The following is a 21,234-nucleotide window of genomic DNA, read 5'->3' on the forward strand; positions in this document are numbered from 1 at the left end:
ATTTCTCTGAATTAGTTTTCATAATTTATTTTTTTATTTTTATATAGTTAAGTAATTTAGAGACAATCTATAATTCTTTAACTTTATTAACTAATTTTGGAAAAATATTTCTACACAATTTGAATACAGCTTATTCCTTCAAAATTTATAACTCAACTGCTCAACTTCCTGAAATATGGGATGATTTAGCTGTTTCGACAATTTTTTTATCTAAAAAATACTTACAAGTTTTAGAAAAATCTTCCCCTGAAAATATGACTTGTCACTTCATAGGAATTTTCGACAATGAGATTTTGGTAGGTATTGCACTTTCGCAATTTTTGGATTTGAATGCACTGGAATCTTTTGGGGAGCGCGACAACGGCATTAAAACCGCTGTACGAAATATTATATTCGGAAACTTTGCTTCCAACGTGCTTGTTATTGGCAACAATATGCTAACCGGCCAAAATTCATTTGCCTTATCCAATGCTGTTCATCACAAGGAAGCAATGCAAACCTTGCATGCTGCAACATCGGAATTAAAAAAAATCTTTAAATCCAAAGGCATAAAGATTCACATTACCACGTACAAAGATTTCGACAAGGAAGAAATCAAAAATTTTGACATTCCTGAGTTCCAAAATGACTATCTATTTTCGACGCAACCCAACATGGTTTTCTCGATTAATAAAAACTGGAAATCTGAGCAAGATTACATAGAATCACTTTCAAAAAAATACAGAGATCAATATAAAAGAGCCCGAAAAAAAGCAGCATTAATTGAGAAAAGAAAATTGCATTTGGAAGATATTATTGCTCTTGAAGATACTATTTATGAGTTGTATTTTCACGTAGCCAAAAATGCACCTTTTAACACTTTCTTTTTACCAAAGAATCATTTTAGGGTTTTTAAAGAAACTTTTAAAGAAAAATTTCTTTTTTACGGCTATTTTATCGACGAAAAACTCATCGGATTTAATACTTTAATAAAAAACGGAGAAGTCATGGACACTTATTTTCTGGGTTACGACGAAAGTATTCAGCGTGAAAAAATGCTGTATCTCAACATGCTGTACGACATGATTGCATACTCCATCAATAAAAATTTCAACGAAATTATCTTTGCCAGAACCGCTTTGGAAATTAAAAGTTCTGTTGGTGCTAAACCGTTAAAAATGTTCGGATTGATGCATCATAGTTCTAAGATTGTAAATGTATATCTTCCTAAAATATTTAAATATTTAGAACCTGAAACTGTCTGGCAAGAACGCAATCCGTTTAAATAATTTCAGTTATTGGATTGGGAATTGCAACTTTCATTTGTTTGGGTAAAATTTCTATATTCAACTTTGTTTCTGTTCCACAATATTCACCGTCAATTTGAAAACTAACCGGAATATTGGTAGTAACAAATGCTTTATCAGTAGAAATAATTTCAACATCATTGTTATCTACGGGCATATTTCCGGTGATAATTTTACCTAGTACTAATAAATCCATATTTTTCAGAATAACCAATTCAAACTTTCCGTCGTCCATAATTCCATTCGGGTTTATGGAAACTCCGGTGCCGTATTTTTGAGAATTCGCTATAACTATCATTCTTGCCTCACATTCTATCGTTGGAAAATTACCGGTAATTGTTGCCACAAACGGATCGTCTAAATCAATCAAAGTAGACAATGTTTGCAAAGCATATCCCCATTTACCACGAATGCTTCCGCTCTCATAGTTCTTTATCATTTCTGCATTTACACCCAAATCACTTAAATGAATGCTTTTTTTTCCATTGATAGAAATCATATCGATTTCCATATAATCATTGTGAAAAGCGATTTCTAGGTTTTCTTCAATGGTCGATGGTAAATTCAAATCTACCGCTAAACCGTTAGCAGAACCAGCTGGCAAAATACCAATAATAACATCGTGTGTTTCCATAGCTTCAGCAACCATTTTTATGGTTCCGTCACCACCGGCCACAATAATTCGTTTTGGAATGTAGGTATCATAAAGCACCTTTATGTTTTCACTATCTGAAATTCCTGAAGTATTGTAAATTACAAGATTTAAATTTTCTTTGTCAGCAAAAACAGTAGCAGCATCAATTAGTTCTGACTTATCGACAGCGCCAGAGATAGGATTTACAACTAACATGATATTCTTTTTCAAACTTTTTCTTCTTTTATTGATTAAAAACCTATAAATTGAACTTTTATCAAAAGTAATACAATATATGAAACCAATTTTAAAATTATACCGAGGCTACGCGAATGAGCAAGAATTAATTGTCATGGGCCATGTTTTCAAACCAACATCGGTAGAAGAATATAATTTTCAAAAAAAGAATCTAAAAAATGCTACTTCTGTTATTAAAATGTTTCAAATAAAAACGCAGGCTAACGCCGATGTTTATTTAAAACACAACAATTCCAAAATTCATACCAAAACACTTGTGGATGGCTATTTTAAATTTTGCGTTCCATTAGACCAAGACAAAAATTACGGCTGGATCGATTATGAAGTGAGCATTGTTTATAAAAATGGAACCATCACTACAAAAGACAGTTACATTCGGCCACACAAAGGAAATCTCGGAATTATATCTGATATTGATGATACTTTTTTAGTATCTCACACACTGAATCCATTGAAAAAATTATATGTTTTATTATTTAAAAACGTAAATAAGAGAAAAATATATGATGATGTTGTTACCCATTATCAGGCTTTAAGTACTGCTGGAAGAGAAAAAAAGGAAGAGTTTAATGCTTTTTTCTATGTTTCCAGCAGCGAGTGGAATTTATACCGTTTCATCACAAAATTCACCGAACTTCACGAACTGCCTAAAGCGGTGTTACTTTTGAAGGACATTAAAACGAGTCTCACTGACTTTTTCTTCACCGGCAGCGGAAATCACAATCATAAATTTGATAAAATAAAACACATATTGGAGTTTTACCCCAATCTAGAATATGTGCTTCTTGGCGATGATTCACAACATGATCCATATTTATACGAAGCGATTTGCAAAATTTTTCCGGTTACCGTAAAAGCCGTATATATCCGACAGACTGGCTCAACGCAAAAAGAAAAAGTAATAAATGTGATGAAAAATTTAGAAACCTTAAACGTTTCAATTTGTTACTTCAAAAATAGCAGTGAAGCAATCGCGCACTCCAAATCTATTGGAATTATTGTATAAAAAAAGAGTTCCAAAATGGAACTCTCTTTTTTATACATTTTCTATTTCTTCCTGAACAACTTCCCAATCTAAGAGTAGTTTGTCTAACTCTGATTTTTTCTTGTTGTAAGCAGTGAAAAACTTCGCATCTTCAATGTGCTTATCGTAATTAGATGCCAGCATTTTATCATCTTGTTGAATATCCTTTTCTAATTGTTTAATTTGACTTTCTACTTTACTCAATTTGTTTTGTAAAGCTTTCCCTTTCTTTTGATCTTCGTAAGAAGCTTTGTTACTTTCTTTTGGTGCAGCTGCTTTTTCAGCATCTTTTTTCTCGACTTCACGCATATTCTCCATATTGCGCTGCTCTAAGAAATAGTTGATGTCGCCTAAATATTCTTTTATTTTTTGGTCTTTAAATTCATACACCAAATTTGACATCCCCTGCAAGAAGTCCCTGTCGTGAGAAACCAACAATAAAGTTCCCCCAAATTTTTGAAGTGCGGCTTTCAAAACATTCTTAGATTTAATATCCAGGTGATTCGTAGGTTCATCCATTAACAAAACATTAATCGGCTGCAATAATAATTTACACAACGCTAGACGGTTTCTTTCGCCTCCAGAAAGGACTTTTACCTTTTTCTCCACATCATCGCCTCTAAACAAGAAAGAACCCAGCATATCACGAACTTTCATTCGGTTTGTGTCCGCTGCGGCATCCTCCATGGTTTGCAACAATGTAATTTCACCATCCAGATATTCTGCCTGATTTTGCGCAAAATAACCCAGTTGTACATTATGACCCAATTTAATATTTCCTTGGTATTCAAATTCATCAACGATAGCTTTGATAAAAGTTGATTTTCCTTGTCCGTTTTGTCCAACGAAAGCAATCTTACTTCCACGCTCCACTAACAGATTGATATCTTTCAAAATCGTAGTATCACCATAACTTTTAGTTACATTCTCAGCTTCAATCACCACTCTACCCGGTTCTTTCGAAACTGGAAAAGAAATATTCATCACTGAGTTATCATCTTCGTCAACTTCGATACGTTCAACTTTATCTAATTTTTTTATTAACGACTGCGCCATCGAAGCTTTGGAAGCTTTGGCACGGAATTTTTCAATTAATTTCTCTGTTTCTTCAATTTTTTTGGCTTGATTTTTTTGCGTTGCCAATTGCTTTTCGCGAATTTCATGACGTAATTCTAAATATTGAGAATATGGCTTGTTGAAATCATAGGCTTTACCAAGTGAAATTTCGATAGTTCTATTCGTCACATTATCCAAAAACATTTTATCATGTGAAACAATTACCACAACTCCCGGATAATTACGAAGAAAACTTTCTAACCAAATGATACTTTCAATATCCAAGTGATTCGTTGGCTCATCCAGCAGCAAAACGTCATTGGCTTGTAATAATAATTTGGCCAATTCGATACGCATTCTCCATCCTCCGGAGAAAGTCTCCGTTTGATTATCGAAAACTTCTCTTTTGAAACCCAATCCTAGAAGGATTTTTTCCGTGTCACCCACATAATTATAACCACCCAATAATTCAAAACGATGTGTAAACTCGGATAAGTCTTCTATTATCTGGCTATATTCGTCACTTTCGTAATCCGTACGCGTTACTAAAAGATGATTGATTTCTTCAAGCTTTTTTTCAACAATTTTTATCTCCGTAAAAGCTTCGTAGGCTTCCTCCAAAACTGTTCTTCCTTGTTCAAAATCAATATCCTGACGTAAGAATCCCATTCGAATATCTTTCTCCTGAGAAATAACTCCAGAATCAGGGGCAAAATCTCTCGCCAACATTTTAAGCATAGTCGATTTTCCGGCTCCATTTTTCCCTACAAGGCCCACTCTGTCCCCAGCACCCAATCGAAAAGTGACTTCTTCAAATAAATAAGAACCACCAAACGAAACGGATAAATTGTGTATATTAAGCATGTATTGTGATTTTATTCCTTTACAAATGTGTAAATTTGTGTACCGAATTTTCGGCATCAAAAAAGGAAAAATTAAATTTTTTGCAAATGTTAAAAAAAGGATCCAAATTATATAGCATTTTAACAGGAACTTGTCCTAAATGTCAGAATGAGGGTATGTATTTAGACAAAAATCCTCTACATTTCAATAAAATATTAAAAATGCATGAAAATTGCGGTCATTGTGGTTTACGTTATCAAATCGAACCCTCTTTTTTTTATGGTGCCATGTACGTTAGTTACGGATTAAATGTGGCCATAGGTATTGCCGCTTTTATAATCTCGTTTGTACTTTTTGATACCAATCTTAAAGTGGCTTTTATCGTAATCATAGCATCCTTGATACTATCTTTCCCTTTTGTTTTACGTTTGTCCAGAAACATTTACATCAATATGTTTGTTTCGTATGACCCAAACGCAAAACTTAAGTAATCTTATTTCTTTTCTTTTGTTTTAAATCGTTTAACATCAATTAATGGGTCTAAGGGAGTTTGGTTTTCTAAATGGTCAAATAATGCTTTCGCCATTGACGGACCGAGCATTACCCCCCTAGTTCCCAAACCATTCAGTATATGTATCGAATTATGATCTTTATGCGTTCCCACTAATGGTCTTCTGTCTTTTACCGTTGGACGAACACCTGCAAAATGCTCCACGATCTCAAAATCACACGTAATAATTTCTTTTATTCTTTCTATTAATTCCGTTTTTCCTTCTTCCGTAGGCAAGTCAGTTTTGTCTTTCCAATGATAAGTAGCGCCAACTTTAAATAAATCATTACCAAGAGGCAAAATAAAGACACTAGTATTTACAATTACATCTAAATCAAGATCAGGTGCTTTTATAATGAAAAGTTCTCCTTTAGTACCATTTAAAGACAAATGATTAAAATAAGGATTTGCATGCATTCCAAAACCTTCAGCAAAAATGATATGTTTCGCTTGAATATTTTTATAGCGAATACCATCTGACTCGCTTTTGAGCTCATTATAATCAAATGCTTCTTCTAAAAACAGATTATTTTGATTTAAATATTCTCTATATTTATATAACAATAAAGCTGTGTCCACGTAACCTGTTTGCAATACTTCGCCGTAACCATTCGGAGAATCAATGCCTACATATTTTTTAGAAATCAGTTTAGTTGATAAAAATGGAGCAAGTCCAACTTTATCCGAAGCAGCAAACCAATTATTCTGTTCTTCAATTGAAAAAAATTTTCTTAAAATGGGCTTTTTAAAATCTATTTTACATTTAAGTTTCTCTTCCAATAAAGAATAGAAATCATTCATCATTATTAATTGCTCTTGCGCATTCCACACTTCACTAAAACGTTTGAGAATTACTGGATTATACAATCCACCAGCGATTTTCGATGAATTTTGCGAATTATTATCCAAAACAAAAATAGATTTGTCATTGCGCAAAGCAACCTCTGCAAATGAAATACCTGCTAAACCAGAACCAATAATTAAATAATCAATCATCTAAAAATTCATTTAAAACTAAATACAAAGAAAGCATTTTAAAACAAAAAACTCTTACCATTACGGTAAGAGTTGATTAATATATTTACGAAAAAGATTTTAATAATTCCACATATCTGATTCGAAATTTCGAATCTTGTCTTTTACTCTTTCTGATTCCAACAATTGGTTTTGCGCATTATCTTTCATGTATTCATCGATATTTCTATCTCCATAAACATTTTCTTCTTTATAGATAACACTATTGAAACGTCTTGAATTTAAGATTTGATCAAAAGAAACAGGCATCGCTGAATTTTTGTCGTTAAAAGCTTTCGCATCATGCAAAACTTCTCTTGCAGCAGGGAAAAATATCCAAAATAACTCTATATAATCTTTCTCGTCGCTGTTCATTGAATAAACATCAGGAGTTACAGGACAAATTCCTAACAAACGGTATTTAAGTTCACTCTGACGTTTATCAAAATACCAGTACCCTTTTATTTTATACTGAGAAACATCTTGAGCAGATAAATCTTGTCTTAAAATGTACTCATCAGAGATTTGATTTCCAGCGTTAATTTGCTCTCTTCCTGCATCAGTAGTATCTATTCGCGTTAATGACCCCTGTATGTCTTGCAACGATTTTTTAGTATTAAAATAACTATCTGTATACACTTCAGTGATTTCACCATTTTTCATTGCCTTGGTCAAGACATCATATAATGACCTTCTTCCAGAACCAATATTTGCAGTGTCAATTGGAAAATACAAAGCAAAATTAATTTTTTCGCTCAAATCAATAATCTCCCAAGTAGTCTTACCCATTAAGACATCTCTATCATGCACATAACCGTAAGCTAATGGTTTATCATTATCTGAGTCAAGTTGCGCAGTGGTTTTAAGTCCTATTTGGTCCGGAGTTTTTGCGTTAAGCAAATTAGATTGCGCAAATGACGCAAAACTTCCCGTAATAGAGATAATAGCGATTAAAAAATTTCTTACATTCATCATGTTATCCTAATAAGAATTGAAGTCGATTTATAAAAATCTACTTATTATTGTATTTCAAAAATTACTGGAGCAGTTCTTGGCAATAAATAGCTTCCTGCACCTACAAGTTTTGTTTTTATTTCAGAGATAGTAACCTGATCACCTCGTCCTGCTTTTGAAAGAACTGCTTTACATTGTGCATTCAATCTGTTTCCAGAAACAACCACAGTAGGTTGACCAGTAACTTTTAAATTAAATCCGACAACATTCAAACCTACTTCAAAATCAAAATCAACTAATTTGGCTCCAATTGTTGCTATTTCTAGATTTGATTTAGGCCCTTTTACCACGCCCATTTCTCCTCTAATAGTTCCAGTAGGACCAGGAATACCTTTGATTCTAAAAACTTTTTTATCATTAGCAACTTTTCCATCAGACATTTTTCCTGAAACGCTTACAACAACTTCATTACCACCACCAGGATTCATCACGTATTTACCATTACCCACCTTTGATAAACCTGAAGCCGAAGCATTAACAGCATTATCAGGAATACCTGCAAATGATATCGTCATAGGATTAGATACACCTCTATAAACTACATTCATCTTATCTGCAGAAATTGTAGCAGAATTAGGTCTTGGTACAACAACATATTTTCCTGAGAATTTCAAAGGAATAGTTTTACCGTCTTCAACAAAAGTAAATTGACCGTTGATGTTTTGCTCTCCTACACCGCCCGCAGTCAAAGCAATCTTAGCTTGACCGGTAGATGGATCTAATCTGGCACCAGTAACATTTGTAGGTTTTGTATTCTCATCATAACGACCCAAGACTACTTTACCAGTAACTTGTTCTCCTTGAAAATATGCATTTTTATCTAAAACCACAATAGCTTGGTAGTTACTGTACGAAGCAGCAGCAACAGCTGCCTTACCTAATGCAGTACTATAAACATCTGATTCTGCTTTTTTAACATCATTTTGCCATGCAGATAATTTTGCTAAAGAGGCAACAGCTGGAAAGCCTTTAAAATGATAATCTAAATAAGGAACCGCTATCCCGTCTTTATTCTTAACATCTGCTAAACTAAACTTAGTTTGCACTTCAGATAAGATAGTCGCTAATTTTTTATTATCACCTAAAGCCAACTTCATGTCTGATTTGTACTTTTCAATCGTGGCAACCACTTCGTTTCCTTTAGCAGAATAACCCGCAGGGCTAAACCATATATTGTCGATGTTATCCCCTTTATCCATTGCCTCGTAAGGTAATTTACCGGTTTCAGGATCAACTTCTGTCCCTACTAAAACTTCCGACTTTATTTTTGCAATATAATCGTAAAAGTTTTTTGTAATAACTTCTACTTTGTGAGCTGTTGTAGCCGCCATTGCAAATTCTCCACCAGCTTCGGCAGCTTTTGCATCTAAACCGGCTAACATTTGAGCGTTTGACTGCTCAGCTGAAGTGTTTGAACCTTCAAATTTTTCATTCATCAATCCAAAAGCTGACAATACTTCTTTGGACATATTTAATGCTAACATTGCGATAAAAACCAAGTACATTAGGTTAATCATCTTCTGCCTAGGGGTTAGTTTTCCTCCTGCCATATTTTCTAATAATTAGTTTATTGTTTTTTTATAGTTCGAAACTAATTATCCTTTATTATTCATTGCAGAAAGCATTCCACCATATACGTTGTTTAAAGACGATAGGTTAGAAGTCAATGACAGCATTTGATCTTTTAATTTTAAGTTATTTTCAGCAACTTCCTCATTTATTTGAGCATTTCTGGAAGCACTTTGCAATTGTATTTTATACAAACTGTTCAATGATTCCATTTGTGCTGCAGCTAAACTTAATTCTTCACTGTATTTTTTTGTAGATGCAATAGAATCTACAGTAGGTGCAATTCCTTTTGCAGCTGATTCGAAATTTTTAATACTATTTCCTAAGCTTGCCATTAACTCCCCATCAATTTTAGCATCTTTTAACATAACATCTAATTTTTGAGACAATAATCCTTGTGCTTCAGAAGTTGCCTCCACTTTTTTGGTGGCTGGTTTAGCTTGACCATTAGCTAATTCTGGATAAACCAAAGTCCAATCCAAATCATTATCAACTGGTTCGAATGCTGAAAGCGCAAAAATTAGTGCTTCAACCACAAGACCTATGGTAAGCATTAAGTTACCCGTTAAGAATCCAAATTCAATATGGGTAATTTTGAATAATGCTCCAATGATTACAACCGCCGCTCCCATACCGTATGCGAAATTCATTGCTTTTTTGCTTAATAATGCCATAATAGTGATTTTAAAAATTTAATAGATTTGGTTTCTTTTTTTAATTATTTCTTTTTCCCGATTCCGGTGGTTTGAACTCCCATGTAATCCTGCACAGTTCTAAAACCAACGTAACTTCTTGCGGAATCTGCATATTCATAGTCTCTTGTGCTTACCTGTAGGAAATAAGCAACATCTTTCCATGAACCACCGCGAAGCACTTTTCGTTTATTTGAACCATCCTGAACATTTGGATTCATTGAGGAAACGTATTCATAGGCATTAGGATCATACGAAGAATCAGTCCATTCAGATACATTTCCTGCCATATTATAAAGGTTGTAGCCATTAGGCTCATACGATTTTGCCTCCACAGTATACAAAGCTTCATCAGCGGCATAGTCTCCCCTGTTTGGCTTAAAATTAGCTAAAAAACAACCTCGGTCATTTTTGGTATATGGTCCACCCCAAGGATATGTTGCTGACTCAAGACCACCTCTGGCAGAATATTCCCATTCCGCTTCAGTTGGTAATCGGAAAGAATTAATCAAATCTTGTCCTTTCTTTTTAGATTTTACGTAGCTATTTTTATTCAATGTTCTCCAAGCACAAAATGCTTTCGCTTGAGTCCATTTTACACCTACTACAGGATAATCTCCGTAGGCCTTGTGCCAGAAATAGTCATTATGCATTGGTTCGTTGTACGAATAAGCAAAATCTTTTATCCATACAGTCGTGTCTGGATAAACGTTAACTTCTTCCGTTTTGATGAAATCTTTTCTTCTTCCTACTTTTGCTTTGGCAGCAGCCTGAATATCCATCCAAGAATAACGGAATTTCAATTTATTAACATCAATAGTTCTTAACCCATTGTAGGACTCCTCTATTGGCAAGTACATTGAGTCCATCACTTCAGCATATTCCGCATCCGGATACAACTTAGTATCTTTGATTAATTTTACTTTTTTGTTCAGTTTTCTTCCCGCGTAAGGATCATCAGCAGTTCCTACACTATAATAATTATCATACATGTATTTGTCATACGCCGTCATTTTATCCGGATCAGAATCATTAAAAGCAAAATCACCAATACTTCCGCTATTTTTACCTTTAGCAGCTGTTGGATCAGCTGTTTGTCCGCTCATGTCTGCCATAATTGCTAACCGAACTCTCATAGTAGAATCTTTTACCCACTCTACAAACTGACGGTATTCACTATTTGTAATTTCTGTTTCATCCATATAAAAGGAACGAACGGTTACTGTTTTTGTAGGAGCATCTTCCACATTAGCTAAATCAGCATCTGATTTACCCATGATAAAAGAACCACCAGGAATTAATGCCATTCCATACGGTTTTTCAGGATGCCATTTGCCTCCATTAATACCAACTAATTCTCCTTTATCGCTTGATTTACCACAGCCGATCAAAAGGGCCAAAATTGACGTATATGCAATGAACTTCTTCATATAAATTTTGTTATCTATTCATTATTTTAAAGTGTGTAAACCTATTTATTATTTATTTATAAAACAATATTTTTATTGTAAAATTAATTCAAGCTCAAAAATAATGTTAAATAAAATACAAAAAAAATATTTTATCGACAAAATACCAAAATAACCGATTAAATACATCTAAATCGAATTTTTTGTGTATTTCATAAAGATAAACCTATTATAAAACACATTAATTTTCAAACCTTTTTTAAACATTGAATTGTAAACCTACTTCAAATGTTTATACAATATTTTTACGCTGTGCTTTCCACCACCTTTCAGGTAATTCTTGATTGCATGCCATTAAATATTCGTCATAAGAACATGGTAATAACGTGTTTCTTTTTAATTTATTATTAACATTTGAAATAAATGGAATTTCTATCCACCAACGATCCGTTTTGTCACTTTTATAGAAAACAAGTTCCTCTTCCTCCAATGGAACAATGTATTTTAAATAGTTTTCTTTACTTCCGAAAGGATACTCATTGGAACGATAATGAAAACCTTCAATAAAATACCAAATTACCTGTGCAATCAGTACCGATTCTTGTTTCGAATTATTGTGATTGAATATCCCAAATGAAGAAACTTTATCACTTATTCCAGCGTATCTAGACAAAGAGCAAATCTCTTTTCCATTAAAACCATTTGGTTGAAACGAAATAAAATTTCCGGAATCAGAAGATTTAACAGAAGTCAGATCGATACTAACTATATCAGCATCTCTGAAAACTGGCTCTGAAATAGCAATGTTATTAAAAACTTCTCCCAACCTATAGCTGTCAAAAAATAATTTTTCTATCAAATCTATTTCTTCCTGCGAATTAAAATAAGTCTGATAGCCTATGTTACAATAGTTAAAAAGATTATTGGGTTCGTCCACAATTATTTTTGTCAAATAAGAAGCAGCAGAAAGTTCCTCTTCATCTTTACCAAAATCAAATTTGCTGTCGATAGAAACTAAATTTACCATTTGCTCCAAATCATCATAGGCTCTATAAAGCGCATAAGTTATATCTTGAGAACCACCGATTACAATTGGTATTATTTTTTTCTTGATTAATCCTGCGACAACTTTTTTCACTGCAAAATAAGTGTCCGCAGCTGAATTTCCAGCGAGAATATCGCCCAAATCTGCGATAGAAGCATCCCAATTACCGGGAAACAAACCATACAACTCTTTTCTGAGCGGCATTAAATCAACATCCGACACCGCTTTTTTATCTCCTCGATTTTCTAAAACGCCTATTACAGCAATTTTAATTTTGTTTAAATCAGGGAATTGTTCATTGGTATGCAAAACTATTTTACTTCCCAGTTGCTGCGAAGTCAATCCGTTTATAAACTCTAGGATTTCATCGTCTACGGGTTTCAGAAAATCAAATTCCATTCTTTACTTTTTTGCTACGGGTTTCTTAACTGCTGGTTTCTTTGCTACTGCTTTTTTTGCAGGTGCTTTTTTAGCGGCTACTTTTTTGGCCGGCGTTTTCTTGGCAATCATTTCCTGAACTTCTGCCAATGACAATTTAGTAGCATCAACATCTTTGCTTAATTCGATTTTGATTTTCCCTTTGGTAATAACCGAGCGTCCCCAACGGGCTTTTTCGACTAGAATCCCTTCGTCCTCCCAGTTGTGCAAAACTTTATCAATATTCTTTTGCAATTTATCCTCAATCAATGCTTCAATATCCGATTGAGACAGATTATCAAAATTGTATTTCTTACTCACATTTATAAATAAGCCGTCCCATTTGATAAAAGGACCAAAACGACCCGTTCCTTTTTGAACGCCTTCGCCTTTGTAAACTGCTATTGGCGCATCAGCCAGAGCTTTTTCATCGATTAATTCTTGGGCTCTTTCAAAGTCTACGTCTAATGGATTTTCGCCTTTGGGCAAAGAAACGAAAGCCGCACCATGACGAATATAAGGACCATAACGTCCATTACTTACCTCAACTTCTTCTCCTTTATATTCACCCAAATTTTTTGGCAACAAAAACAAATTCAACGTTTCCTCTAAAGTGATATTTCCAATATTTTGATCCGTCATTAAACTGGCGAATTTTTTCTCTTCATCATCTGCAGCTCCAATTTGAGCCATTGGTCCAAATTTCCCCAAACGCACCGAAACTGGCTTACCGGTTTTTGGATCTGTTCCCAGAATTCGTTCACCGCTTTCTCTTTCAGCATTCGCCTCTACATCTTTCACTGTTGGGTGAAATGTATCGTAAAACTCCTGCATCATTTTTGTCCATTCAATATTTCCTTCGGCAATTTCATCGAAATCCTGTTCCACTTTTGCAGTGAAATTATAATCTAAAATGTTTCCGAAATTCTTTACCAAGAAATCAGTAACAATCGTTCCAATATCTGTAGGCACTAATTTTCCTTTATCAGAACCTGTATTTTCTTTTAGCAACTTCTCTCCTAGTTTCCCGGATTGCAATGTCAGCTGCGTATAATTACGTTCCTGACCGTCAAGATTTCCTTTCTCGACATAATTTCTGTTGATAATCGTAGAAATCGTCGGTGCGTAAGTAGAAGGACGACCAATCCCAAGTTCTTCTAATTTTTTTACCAAAGAAGCCTCCGTATATCTTGCAGCTGCACGAGAATATCTTTCTGTCGCTGTAATGTAATTGTTTCCTAATTTTTCATTGACTTTCATCGCCGGCAACATGCCTTCCTGCTCTTCTTCATCGTCATCATGACCTTCCAAGTATACTTTTAAGAAACCTTCAAAAAGCAATACTTCACCTGATGCAGTAAAAATTTCACCGTGATTGTTCGCTTCAATTTTCACGTTAGTACGTTCTAATTGTGCATCACTCATTTGCGAAGCCAACGTTCTCTTCCAAATCAAATCATACAAACGCGCTTGATCTCTGTCGATATCTACCGTATGACGCGACATGTCCGTAGGACGAATCGCCTCATGTGCTTCCTGTGCTCCTTTGCTTTTATTGACAAAAGTTCGAGGTTTAGAAAACTCTTTCCCATAGGATTTGATAATTTCAGCCTGAGCAGCTTCCATCGCATCTTTGGATAAGTTCACACTATCCGTTCTCATGTACGTAATAAGTCCGGCTTCGTACAACCGTTGTGCTAATTGCATCGTAATCCCAACAGGCAAATACAATTTACGTGCGGCTTCTTGTTGCAAAGTTGACGTTGTAAATGGACCAGTTGGTGATTTTTTGGTAGGCTTCGTTTCTAAATCGGCTACCTTATATGTAGAACCTATATTTTTATTTAAAAAATCTTCGGCTTCTTTTTTAGTATTGAAATTTTTGGGAAGTTTGGCTTTGAATGTTTTTCCGGATTCGTTAGTGAATTCAGCTACAACAGAATACGATGCAGTTGCATTAAAGTTTTGAATTTCTCTTTCGCGCTCTACAACCAAACGAACGGATACTGATTGTACACGACCCGCAGAAAGTCCTCCTTTTATTTTTCTCCAAAGTACTGGTGACAATTCATAACCAACTAATCGGTCCAAAACACGACGTGCTTGTTGTGCATTGACTAAATTATAATCGATTTCTCTTGGATTATCAATCGCTTTTAAAATCGCTGTTTTAGTAATTTCGTGAAAAACAATCCGCTTAGTTTTGGTTTTGTCTAATTTTAATTCTTCGGCTAAATGCCAAGAAATAGCCTCACCCTCACGATCCTCATCACTCGCTAACCAAACCATTTCAGCTTTTTTTGCCAACCCTTTTAATTTGGTGACCAATGCTTTTTTATCGGCTGAAACTTCATATTTAGGTTTGAAACCATTTTCTACATCTACACCAATTTCTTTAGATGGCAAGTCGGCAATATGCCCGTAACTTGACTCCACTTGGAAATCACTTCCTAGAAATTTCTCGATTGTTTTTGCCTTTGCAGGTGATTCCACTATAACTAAATTCTTTGCCATATTCCGATTGTTTATGTCGGCAAAAGTATAAGATTTTTTTAAATTTTGAGTTTTTTAAATTTGAAAAGTAAATTTTCTCGATGAATTACAGGTTCTGAATGATTTGAATTCTTTGATTTAAAAACAAATCAAACAATTTTATTTGATCCAAAATAAAAAGTTTTTGACGCAATATTTATTAAAGCATCCTTCTAATTAAATACTTAAATTAAATAAATCCTCCTTCAAATTCGTTCTTCTTATACCACGACAACATTTAAACCCAGATCTTCCAGTTTCGTTTTAGTTTCGATGTCGATACCAGAGTCCGTAATCAAAACATCAATTTTTTCTAAATTGCAAATTTTCCCAAATCCTCTGACATTCATTTTAGTCGAATCTGCCAACACGATAACTTTTTCGGCAACATCAATCATCGCTTGATTTAAATGGGCCTCCATCGCATTTGAAGTACTTAACCCAAACTCTAAATGAAGCCCATCCGTGCCTATAAATAATTTATTACAGGAAAATTGACTTAAAATCCCTTCTGCAATAGCACCCACAACTGAAGTTGATGCTTTTCTAATATCTCCACCCAATTGAATGGTGTCAATTTCTGAATGTTTGCAAAGTTCTAAAGAAACTTTCAGCGAAGGAGTTAGCACGGTCAATTTTTGAAACCCTCCCATCATTTTGGATAAATTATGTATAGTAGTCCCGGAGCCCATAATAATATAATCATTGTTGCTAATATAACTTAAAGCCGCTTTTGCAATAAGCATTTTTTGTTCTACCTGAAGCAATTCTTTATCACTTACATTTCTTTCGAACGCATAAATGGGTTGTTTACTTGCACCTCCATGAGTACGATGCAACAGATTTTTGTTTTCTAAAAAACTCAAGTCCTTTCGTATGGTTACGGATGAAACCTTGTGAGTTTCACAAAGTTCCACTACATTGACATACCCCTTTTGATTTAATTCTTGAATTATTAGTCCCTGTCTGATATTAATTATAGCCATATTACTGTTTAAAATTCAAATAAAGATAGGTATTCTTTTAGAAATAAAAAAAAAACTATTTACTTTGAACAGCTTCACTTTGTTTCGAATCATTTCGTTATTTTTGTAAAACGAAATATTGTATTGCGAAATAAAAACAATAAAATGAAAAGATCGGAACAAATAGCCCAACTTACGAACACCAAAAATTGGGATGCAATCATAATTGGCGGCGGCGCTAACGGATTAGGAATAGCGTTAGACGCAGCTAGCAGAGGTTTTAAAACCATGTTGTTAGAATCAATTGATTTTGCAAAAGGAACCTCCAGTCGAAGCACAAAGTTAGTTCATGGCGGGGTTCGGTATTTAGAACAAGGAGATATTGCTTTGGTACGTGAAGCCCTAAAAGAAAGAGGTGTAATTGCTCAAAACGCCAGTCACTTGGTAAAAAACCAATCCTTTGTGATTCCAAATTACAATTGGTGGGGTGGATATTTCTACGCCGTAGGATTAACCATCTACGATATGTTAGCCGGAAGATTAAGTTTAGGCGCCTCTAGATATATTTCCAGAAAAAAAACAATAGAATTGCTTCCAACCATTACACAAAAAGGATTGGTTAGCGGCGTTGTATATCAAGACGGCCAGTTTGATGATTCGCGTTTGGCGATCAACATTGCACAAACAGCCGTTGAAAAAGGAGCCACGCTTTTGAACTATTCGAAAGTGATTAATTTATTAAAAGATGATATAAATCAAGTTACAGGAGTAGCATTTGAAGATAAAGAAACCGGTATTAAATATAAACTGACCGGAACTGCGGTTATTAACGCTACTGGGGTTTTCACGAATTCAATCATGAAGGTGAACGATTTGGAATACAAAAAATATTTTGTTCAAAGCCAAGGAATTCACCTGGTTTTTGACAAATCTTTCTTACTAAGTCAAAACGCTTTAATGATTCCAAAAACAAGTGACGGGCGCGTTTTATTTGCGGTACCGTGGCATAATAAAATTGTGGTAGGAACCACCGATACTTTGGTGAAAAAATCAAGTCTGGAACCAATTGCCTTGGAACATGAAATTGATTTCGTTTTAGAAACTGCCCAAAGATTTTTAGAAAAGAAACCAACCAGAGCGGATGTTTTATCTGTCTTTGCAGGATTAAGACCATTGGCAGCGCCAGAAAAAAAAGGACAACGGACCAAAAAAGTTTCAAGAAGCCATAAAATAATTGTTTCGGATACTGGATTAATCACAATCACTGGAGGAAAATGGACAACGAACCGAAAAATTGCTGAGGACGTTGTTGTCAAAGCGATCAAAGTCCATAATCTACCTAAAAACGGATGTAAAACGGAACATATTGCCATTCATGGAAATATAGCAACCTCAGAAACTGACCGCGAAAATCATTTATACATTTATGGAACTGACATTCCAAAAATATTGAAATTACAGGAAGACGAGCCTTTTTTAAAAGAAAAGCTACATCCCAATTATGAGTACACAATGGCTGAAGTAGCATGGGCTATTCGTTTCGAAATGGCCAGAACAATAGAGGACGTATTAGCCAGACGCGTACGTCTTTTTGTTTTAGACGCCCGAGCAGCCATTGATTCTTCTAAAAAAGTCGCCCAATTATTAGCGACAGAATTAGGATATGATAACACGTGGGCTGAAACTCAAACGGATGAATTTAGAGCTCTAGCCAACGGTTTTCTTTTGACCGAATTTTATGTAAAATAATCTATTAACCTAAAAACGCCAAAAATGAAAAATAAACTAATTCTTGCCCTTGACCAAGGGACTTCTTCATTAAGGGCAATTGTCTTTAACCACGATGGAGAAATTGTCAACGTTTTGCAAAAATCCTTTGAACAAATTTCCCCTAAACCAGGATGGGTAGAACACGATCCAAACGAAATTTGGTCCTCACAAATGAGCGTAACCGCCGAAGTTATTGCTAAAGTGGGAATCTCAGGAAAAGAAATCGCCGCCATTGGCATCACCAATCAAAGAGAAACCACAATTGTTTGGGATAGAGAAACTAGTAAACCAATTTATAATGCCATCGCTTGGCAAGATAGAAGAACTGCAAAATATTGCGACACATTGAAAGCTCAAGGCCACGGGGATATAATTAAAGAAAAAACAGGATTGGTTTTAGACGCCTATTTTTCTGCCACAAAATTAAAATGGATTTTGGACAATGTGGAAGGAGCACGTGAAAAAGCAGAACAAGGAAAATTATGTTTTGGAACGGTCGACACTTGGCTTATTTGGAAACTGACCCGAGGTAAAATGTTTATGACTGATGTTTCTAATGCAAGTCGTACCATGATGTTAAACACTCATACTCTTGAATGGGACCAGGAACTATTAAATTTATTCGATATCCCGCAATCGATATTGCCCGAAATAAAACAAAGTAGCGAGGTGTATGGAGTGACCTCAACTACGCTATTTTCTACAAAAATTCCTATAGCCGGAGTTGCCGGAGAGCAGCAAGCAGCCCTTTTTGGTCAACTATGGATCGAACCTGGAATGGTAAAAAACACGCATGGAACCGGTTGTTTTATGTTGATGAATACTGGCGAAAAGCCCGTTTATTCTAAAAACAATTTATTAACAACGATAGCCTGGAAAATTAACGGAAAAACAACCTATGCCTTAGAAGGTATTGTTTTTGTTGGTGGTGCGGCCGTACAATGGCTGAGAGATGGTGCTATAATGACTGACGCTGCCCATGAAATTGAAGAATTAGCAGCCAGTGTTCCGGACAACGGGGGGTGTCTATTTTGTTCCCGCACTAACAGGTTTGGGAGCTCCTTACTAAGACCAATATGCTCGAGGAGCCATAATTGGGATAACTCGAGGAACCACAAACGCACACATTGCGAGAGCAACTCTCGAAGGAATAGCCTGTCAAGTTTATGATTTAGTAAAAGCCATGGAAGCTGATTTCGAAAAAAAGGGAACAGAATTAAGAGTAGATGGCGGAGCGGTTGCCAATAATTTATTGATGCAATTTCAATCGGATATTTTTGATTTTAAAGTGATACGTCCGAAGACATTAGAAACAACAGCCTTGGGAACCGCTTATTTAGCCGGTTTAGCTATCGGATATTGGGACAGCGTAGATGAATTACAAAAACAATGGACAACAGACCGTGAATTTTTACCCGAAATGCCAAGCGAGACTGTCACTGAATTGGTTAAAAACTGAGATAAAGCTGTAGGCCGAGCTGGAAACTTGACAGAAGATTAATCACTAAAACCAAAAATTATGACTCCATTTACAGCAGAAATTTTAGGGACGATGCTTATGACTTTATTAGGTAACGGTGTCGTTGCGAATGTCGTTCTTAAAGGAACCAAAGGAAATAATTCCGGTTGGATTGTCATTAGTACAGGATGGGGCTTTGCCGTTTTTGTAGGCGTTGCCGTCGCAGGCCCGATTAGTGGCGCACATTTAAATCCAATTATCACTTTAGGTCTGGCGCTCATAGGGAAATTTGCATGGTCTCAAGTTGCTTCTTACATACTGGCTCAAATGATTGGAGGTATGTTAGGTGCGCTTTTGGTATGGCTTTCTCATAGAGATCATTTTTCTGCTACAGAGGGCGAAAGCGATAAACTTTCCTGCTTTTGCACAGTACCCGCGATTCGGAATTACTCTTCCAATTTGATGAGTGAAATCATCGCTACTTTTGTCTTGATTTTTGTAATATTTTATATCGCAGGTCCAGAGCTTGTAATGAGTTCTGATACTAGTGCTACAATTGGACTTGGGACTGTTGGTGCTCTACCAGTAGCTATTTTAGTTTGGGCTATTGGATTGTCATTGGGAGGTACCACAGGATTCGCTATAAATCCTGCAAGAGATTTGGGCCCTCGAATCATGCACGCTATTTTACCAATAAAAGGAAGTAGCGATTGGAGCTATTCCTGGGTCCCTCTTATTGGTCCAATAATAGGATCCTGTTTGGCCGCAGCCCTTTATGTGGTGCTGCTCTAACCTTTTTATTTACAAGTATAATCATGCGAAAATTATTTTTCCCCACTATAATTTCTATTATAGCGCTGGCTAGATACGCCCGAGAAATAAGTATTTCTGACAGTATTCCAACAGCTACAAAAAGCAAAAAACCAAACCTAATAAATTTTGATGTAGTATTAAAAACGAGCCACCTATGGAGGGGACTAGTCATCAATGCAAGCACGACTGCCATGGTTAACATTCATTATGCTTTAGATAAAAAACAAAATCTTACCGTTGATGTTTGGGGCGGAAAGGAGTTTGACAGGGGTACAAAGAAATTAATTACTACATTCAATACCAAAATAATGGTTTTTCAATTGCTTTGTGGGACCTATTGAATGCTACAAATATTGAAAATTCAGCTGTTTTTAATTATGATCGAAAGTCAACCACGCACATTCTTGATTTAAGAACATCCTACCAATTTCCTTTGCGTATAGAAGCTGATTTTCTGTTTTATGGCAATGATCTTGAATTGCTGGACAACCTCGATTATAAAAATAGGTATTCAACCTATGTAGAATTAGGCTATCCACTGTTGAAAAATCAAAAAATCATTTAAGAGGCTTATTTAGGAGCCAGATTTGCCTTAAATGGTACCTCCCATTTGTATACAAATGACCCAAACAGTAATTTTGATATCGTAAATACTGGAATCCGGATTTACAAAAACATTCAGATTCTACATTATAATGTTCCCGTTTCTGCAATAGCAATATGGAATCCAACGCTTAAAATTGCCCGAATTCAATTGGGTGTAGTATTGTTTTGATAACAAATTCAAAAGCATATTGTTTGTTAACGAAAAAGTTCTTTTAAAAATAAAAGAACTTTTTTTTATCCCCAAATAAAAACACAAAACATTGTTAATTCTTAATCTG

Annotated in this window: 17 protein-coding genes and 1 pseudogene; 8 read left to right on the plus strand and 10 right to left on the minus strand. The window is 35.1% G+C overall.

Going from position 1 to position 21,234, the window contains the following annotated elements; all coding sequences use genetic code 11:
* The first annotated feature begins 119 nt into the window (after window positions 1-119).
* Window positions 120-1,268, plus strand: a complete 1,149-nt coding sequence (locus tag ACP7AQ_RS15415; protein WP_426096091.1) for an 8-amino-7-oxononanoate synthase — start codon at window positions 120-122, stop codon at window positions 1,266-1,268.
* On the opposite strand, the gene ACP7AQ_RS15420 is transcribed toward ACP7AQ_RS15415, so the two are convergent.
* Entirely contained in the window at window positions 1,261-2,151 is an 891-nt protein-coding gene (locus tag ACP7AQ_RS15420; RefSeq protein WP_426064138.1) for a diacylglycerol/lipid kinase family protein, read from the minus strand. The genes ACP7AQ_RS15415 and ACP7AQ_RS15420 overlap by 8 nt on opposite strands.
* Window positions 2,152-2,215: 64 nt before the next feature.
* Here ACP7AQ_RS15420 and ACP7AQ_RS15425 point away from each other — a divergent pair, with 64 nt between their 5' ends.
* Window positions 2,216-3,184 (plus strand): App1 family protein, encoded by a 969-nt coding sequence (locus ACP7AQ_RS15425; protein ID WP_426064139.1) that lies wholly within the window; start codon window positions 2,216-2,218, stop codon window positions 3,182-3,184.
* 30 nt (window positions 3,185-3,214) lie between these two features.
* On the opposite strand, the gene ACP7AQ_RS15430 is transcribed toward ACP7AQ_RS15425, so the two are convergent.
* Complete coding sequence (locus ACP7AQ_RS15430) at window positions 3,215-5,122, minus strand: ATP-binding cassette domain-containing protein (RefSeq protein ID WP_426096092.1); 1,908 nt, start codon at window positions 5,120-5,122, stop codon at window positions 3,215-3,217.
* An 86-nt stretch (window positions 5,123-5,208) separates the two neighbouring features.
* Here ACP7AQ_RS15430 and ACP7AQ_RS15435 point away from each other — a divergent pair, with 86 nt between their 5' ends.
* Window positions 5,209-5,592 (plus strand): DUF983 domain-containing protein, encoded by a 384-nt coding sequence (locus ACP7AQ_RS15435; RefSeq protein WP_426091012.1) that lies wholly within the window; start codon window positions 5,209-5,211, stop codon window positions 5,590-5,592.
* Between the two features lie 2 nt (window positions 5,593-5,594).
* Here ACP7AQ_RS15435 and ACP7AQ_RS15440 read toward each other — a convergent pair whose 3' ends face one another.
* The 8 genes from ACP7AQ_RS15440 to ACP7AQ_RS15475 form a co-directional block, all read right to left on the minus strand.
* Window positions 5,595-6,647, minus strand: coding sequence for an NAD(P)/FAD-dependent oxidoreductase (locus ACP7AQ_RS15440; protein ID WP_426096093.1), 1,053 nt, complete (start codon window positions 6,645-6,647; stop codon window positions 5,595-5,597).
* A gap of 99 nt (window positions 6,648-6,746) precedes the next feature.
* Window positions 6,747-7,637 (minus strand): gliding motility protein GldN, encoded by an 891-nt coding sequence (gene gldN / locus ACP7AQ_RS15445; RefSeq protein ID WP_426096104.1) that lies wholly within the window; start codon window positions 7,635-7,637, stop codon window positions 6,747-6,749.
* Window positions 7,638-7,684: 47 nt separating this feature from the next.
* The gene (gldM, locus tag ACP7AQ_RS15450) at window positions 7,685-9,229 is read right to left on the minus strand and encodes a gliding motility protein GldM (RefSeq protein WP_426096094.1); all 1,545 of its coding nucleotides are present in this window, start codon (window positions 9,227-9,229) and stop codon (window positions 7,685-7,687) included.
* A 45-nt stretch (window positions 9,230-9,274) separates the two neighbouring features.
* Window positions 9,275-9,922, minus strand: a complete 648-nt coding sequence (gldL, locus tag ACP7AQ_RS15455) for a gliding motility protein GldL (RefSeq protein ID WP_426096095.1) — start codon at window positions 9,920-9,922, stop codon at window positions 9,275-9,277.
* Window positions 9,923-9,966: 44 nt separating this feature from the next.
* Window positions 9,967-11,370, minus strand: a complete 1,404-nt coding sequence (gene gldK / locus ACP7AQ_RS15460; protein ID WP_426064145.1) for a gliding motility lipoprotein GldK — start codon at window positions 11,368-11,370, stop codon at window positions 9,967-9,969.
* Between the two features lie 271 nt (window positions 11,371-11,641).
* Complete coding sequence (locus tag ACP7AQ_RS15465) at window positions 11,642-12,793, minus strand: formimidoylglutamase (protein WP_426096096.1); 1,152 nt, start codon at window positions 12,791-12,793, stop codon at window positions 11,642-11,644.
* A 3-nt stretch (window positions 12,794-12,796) separates the two neighbouring features.
* Complete coding sequence (gene topA / locus ACP7AQ_RS15470) at window positions 12,797-15,325, minus strand: type I DNA topoisomerase (protein ID WP_426096097.1); 2,529 nt, start codon at window positions 15,323-15,325, stop codon at window positions 12,797-12,799.
* A gap of 239 nt (window positions 15,326-15,564) precedes the next feature.
* A complete protein-coding gene (locus ACP7AQ_RS15475) occupies window positions 15,565-16,329 on the minus strand; it encodes a DeoR/GlpR family DNA-binding transcription regulator (RefSeq protein ID WP_426064148.1) in 765 nt (254 codons plus the stop codon).
* A 144-nt stretch (window positions 16,330-16,473) separates the two neighbouring features.
* On the opposite strand from ACP7AQ_RS15475, the gene ACP7AQ_RS15480 reads away from it, so the two are divergent.
* From ACP7AQ_RS15480 to ACP7AQ_RS15500, 5 genes and pseudogenes are all read left to right on the plus strand, one after another.
* On the plus strand, window positions 16,474-18,057 hold the full coding sequence (locus ACP7AQ_RS15480; protein ID WP_426096098.1) for an FAD-dependent oxidoreductase: 1,584 nt from the start codon (window positions 16,474-16,476) through the stop codon (window positions 18,055-18,057).
* A 24-nt stretch (window positions 18,058-18,081) separates the two neighbouring features.
* A pseudogene (gene glpK, locus ACP7AQ_RS15485) lies at window positions 18,082-19,537 on the plus strand (glycerol kinase GlpK).
* A 60-nt stretch (window positions 19,538-19,597) separates the two neighbouring features.
* Window positions 19,598-20,329 (plus strand): MIP/aquaporin family protein, encoded by a 732-nt coding sequence (locus ACP7AQ_RS15490; RefSeq protein WP_426096099.1) that lies wholly within the window; start codon window positions 19,598-19,600, stop codon window positions 20,327-20,329.
* A 23-nt stretch (window positions 20,330-20,352) separates the two neighbouring features.
* Window positions 20,353-20,691: a hypothetical protein gene (locus ACP7AQ_RS15495; RefSeq protein ID WP_426096100.1), complete on the plus strand. Its 339-nt coding sequence runs from the start codon at window positions 20,353-20,355 to the stop codon at window positions 20,689-20,691.
* Window positions 20,676-20,915 (plus strand): hypothetical protein, encoded by a 240-nt coding sequence (locus ACP7AQ_RS15500; RefSeq protein ID WP_426096101.1) that lies wholly within the window; start codon window positions 20,676-20,678, stop codon window positions 20,913-20,915. The genes ACP7AQ_RS15495 and ACP7AQ_RS15500 overlap by 16 nt, the downstream gene beginning before the upstream one ends.
* The last annotated feature ends 319 nt before the right edge of the window (window positions 20,916-21,234 follow it).

The organism is Flavobacterium sp. DSR2-3-3 (genome assembly GCF_049896585.1).
GTDB lineage: Bacteria > Bacteroidota > Bacteroidia > Flavobacteriales > Flavobacteriaceae > Flavobacterium.

What these genes read in the sequence shown, in the direction of transcription:
- ACP7AQ_RS15425 (WP_426064139.1), top strand. Translation starts at nt 2,216, where the DNA reads ATGAAACCAATTTTAAAATTATACCGAGGCTACGCGAATGAGCAAGAA.
- ACP7AQ_RS15430 (WP_426096092.1), bottom strand. Translation starts at nt 5,122, where the DNA reads ATGCTTAATATACACAATTTATCCGTTTCGTTTGGTGGTTCTTATTTA.
- ACP7AQ_RS15435 (WP_426091012.1), top strand. Translation starts at nt 5,209, where the DNA reads ATGTTAAAAAAAGGATCCAAATTATATAGCATTTTAACAGGAACTTGT.
- ACP7AQ_RS15440 (WP_426096093.1), bottom strand. Translation starts at nt 6,647, where the DNA reads ATGATTGATTATTTAATTATTGGTTCTGGTTTAGCAGGTATTTCATTT.
- gldN (WP_426096104.1), bottom strand. Translation starts at nt 7,637, where the DNA reads ATGAATGTAAGAAATTTTTTAATCGCTATTATCTCTATTACGGGAAGT.
- gldM (WP_426096094.1), bottom strand. Translation starts at nt 9,229, where the DNA reads ATGGCAGGAGGAAAACTAACCCCTAGGCAGAAGATGATTAACCTAATG.
- gldL (WP_426096095.1), bottom strand. Translation starts at nt 9,922, where the DNA reads ATGGCATTATTAAGCAAAAAAGCAATGAATTTCGCATACGGTATGGGA.
- gldK (WP_426064145.1), bottom strand. Translation starts at nt 11,370, where the DNA reads ATGAAGAAGTTCATTGCATATACGTCAATTTTGGCCCTTTTGATCGGC.
- ACP7AQ_RS15465 (WP_426096096.1), bottom strand. Translation starts at nt 12,793, where the DNA reads ATGGAATTTGATTTTCTGAAACCCGTAGACGATGAAATCCTAGAGTTT.
- topA (WP_426096097.1), bottom strand. Translation starts at nt 15,325, where the DNA reads ATGGCAAAGAATTTAGTTATAGTGGAATCACCTGCAAAGGCAAAAACA.
- ACP7AQ_RS15475 (WP_426064148.1), bottom strand. Translation starts at nt 16,329, where the DNA reads ATGGCTATAATTAATATCAGACAGGGACTAATAATTCAAGAATTAAAT.
- ACP7AQ_RS15480 (WP_426096098.1), top strand. Translation starts at nt 16,474, where the DNA reads ATGAAAAGATCGGAACAAATAGCCCAACTTACGAACACCAAAAATTGG.
- ACP7AQ_RS15490 (WP_426096099.1), top strand. Translation starts at nt 19,598, where the DNA reads ATGACTCCATTTACAGCAGAAATTTTAGGGACGATGCTTATGACTTTA.
- ACP7AQ_RS15495 (WP_426096100.1), top strand. Translation starts at nt 20,353, where the DNA reads ATGCGAAAATTATTTTTCCCCACTATAATTTCTATTATAGCGCTGGCT.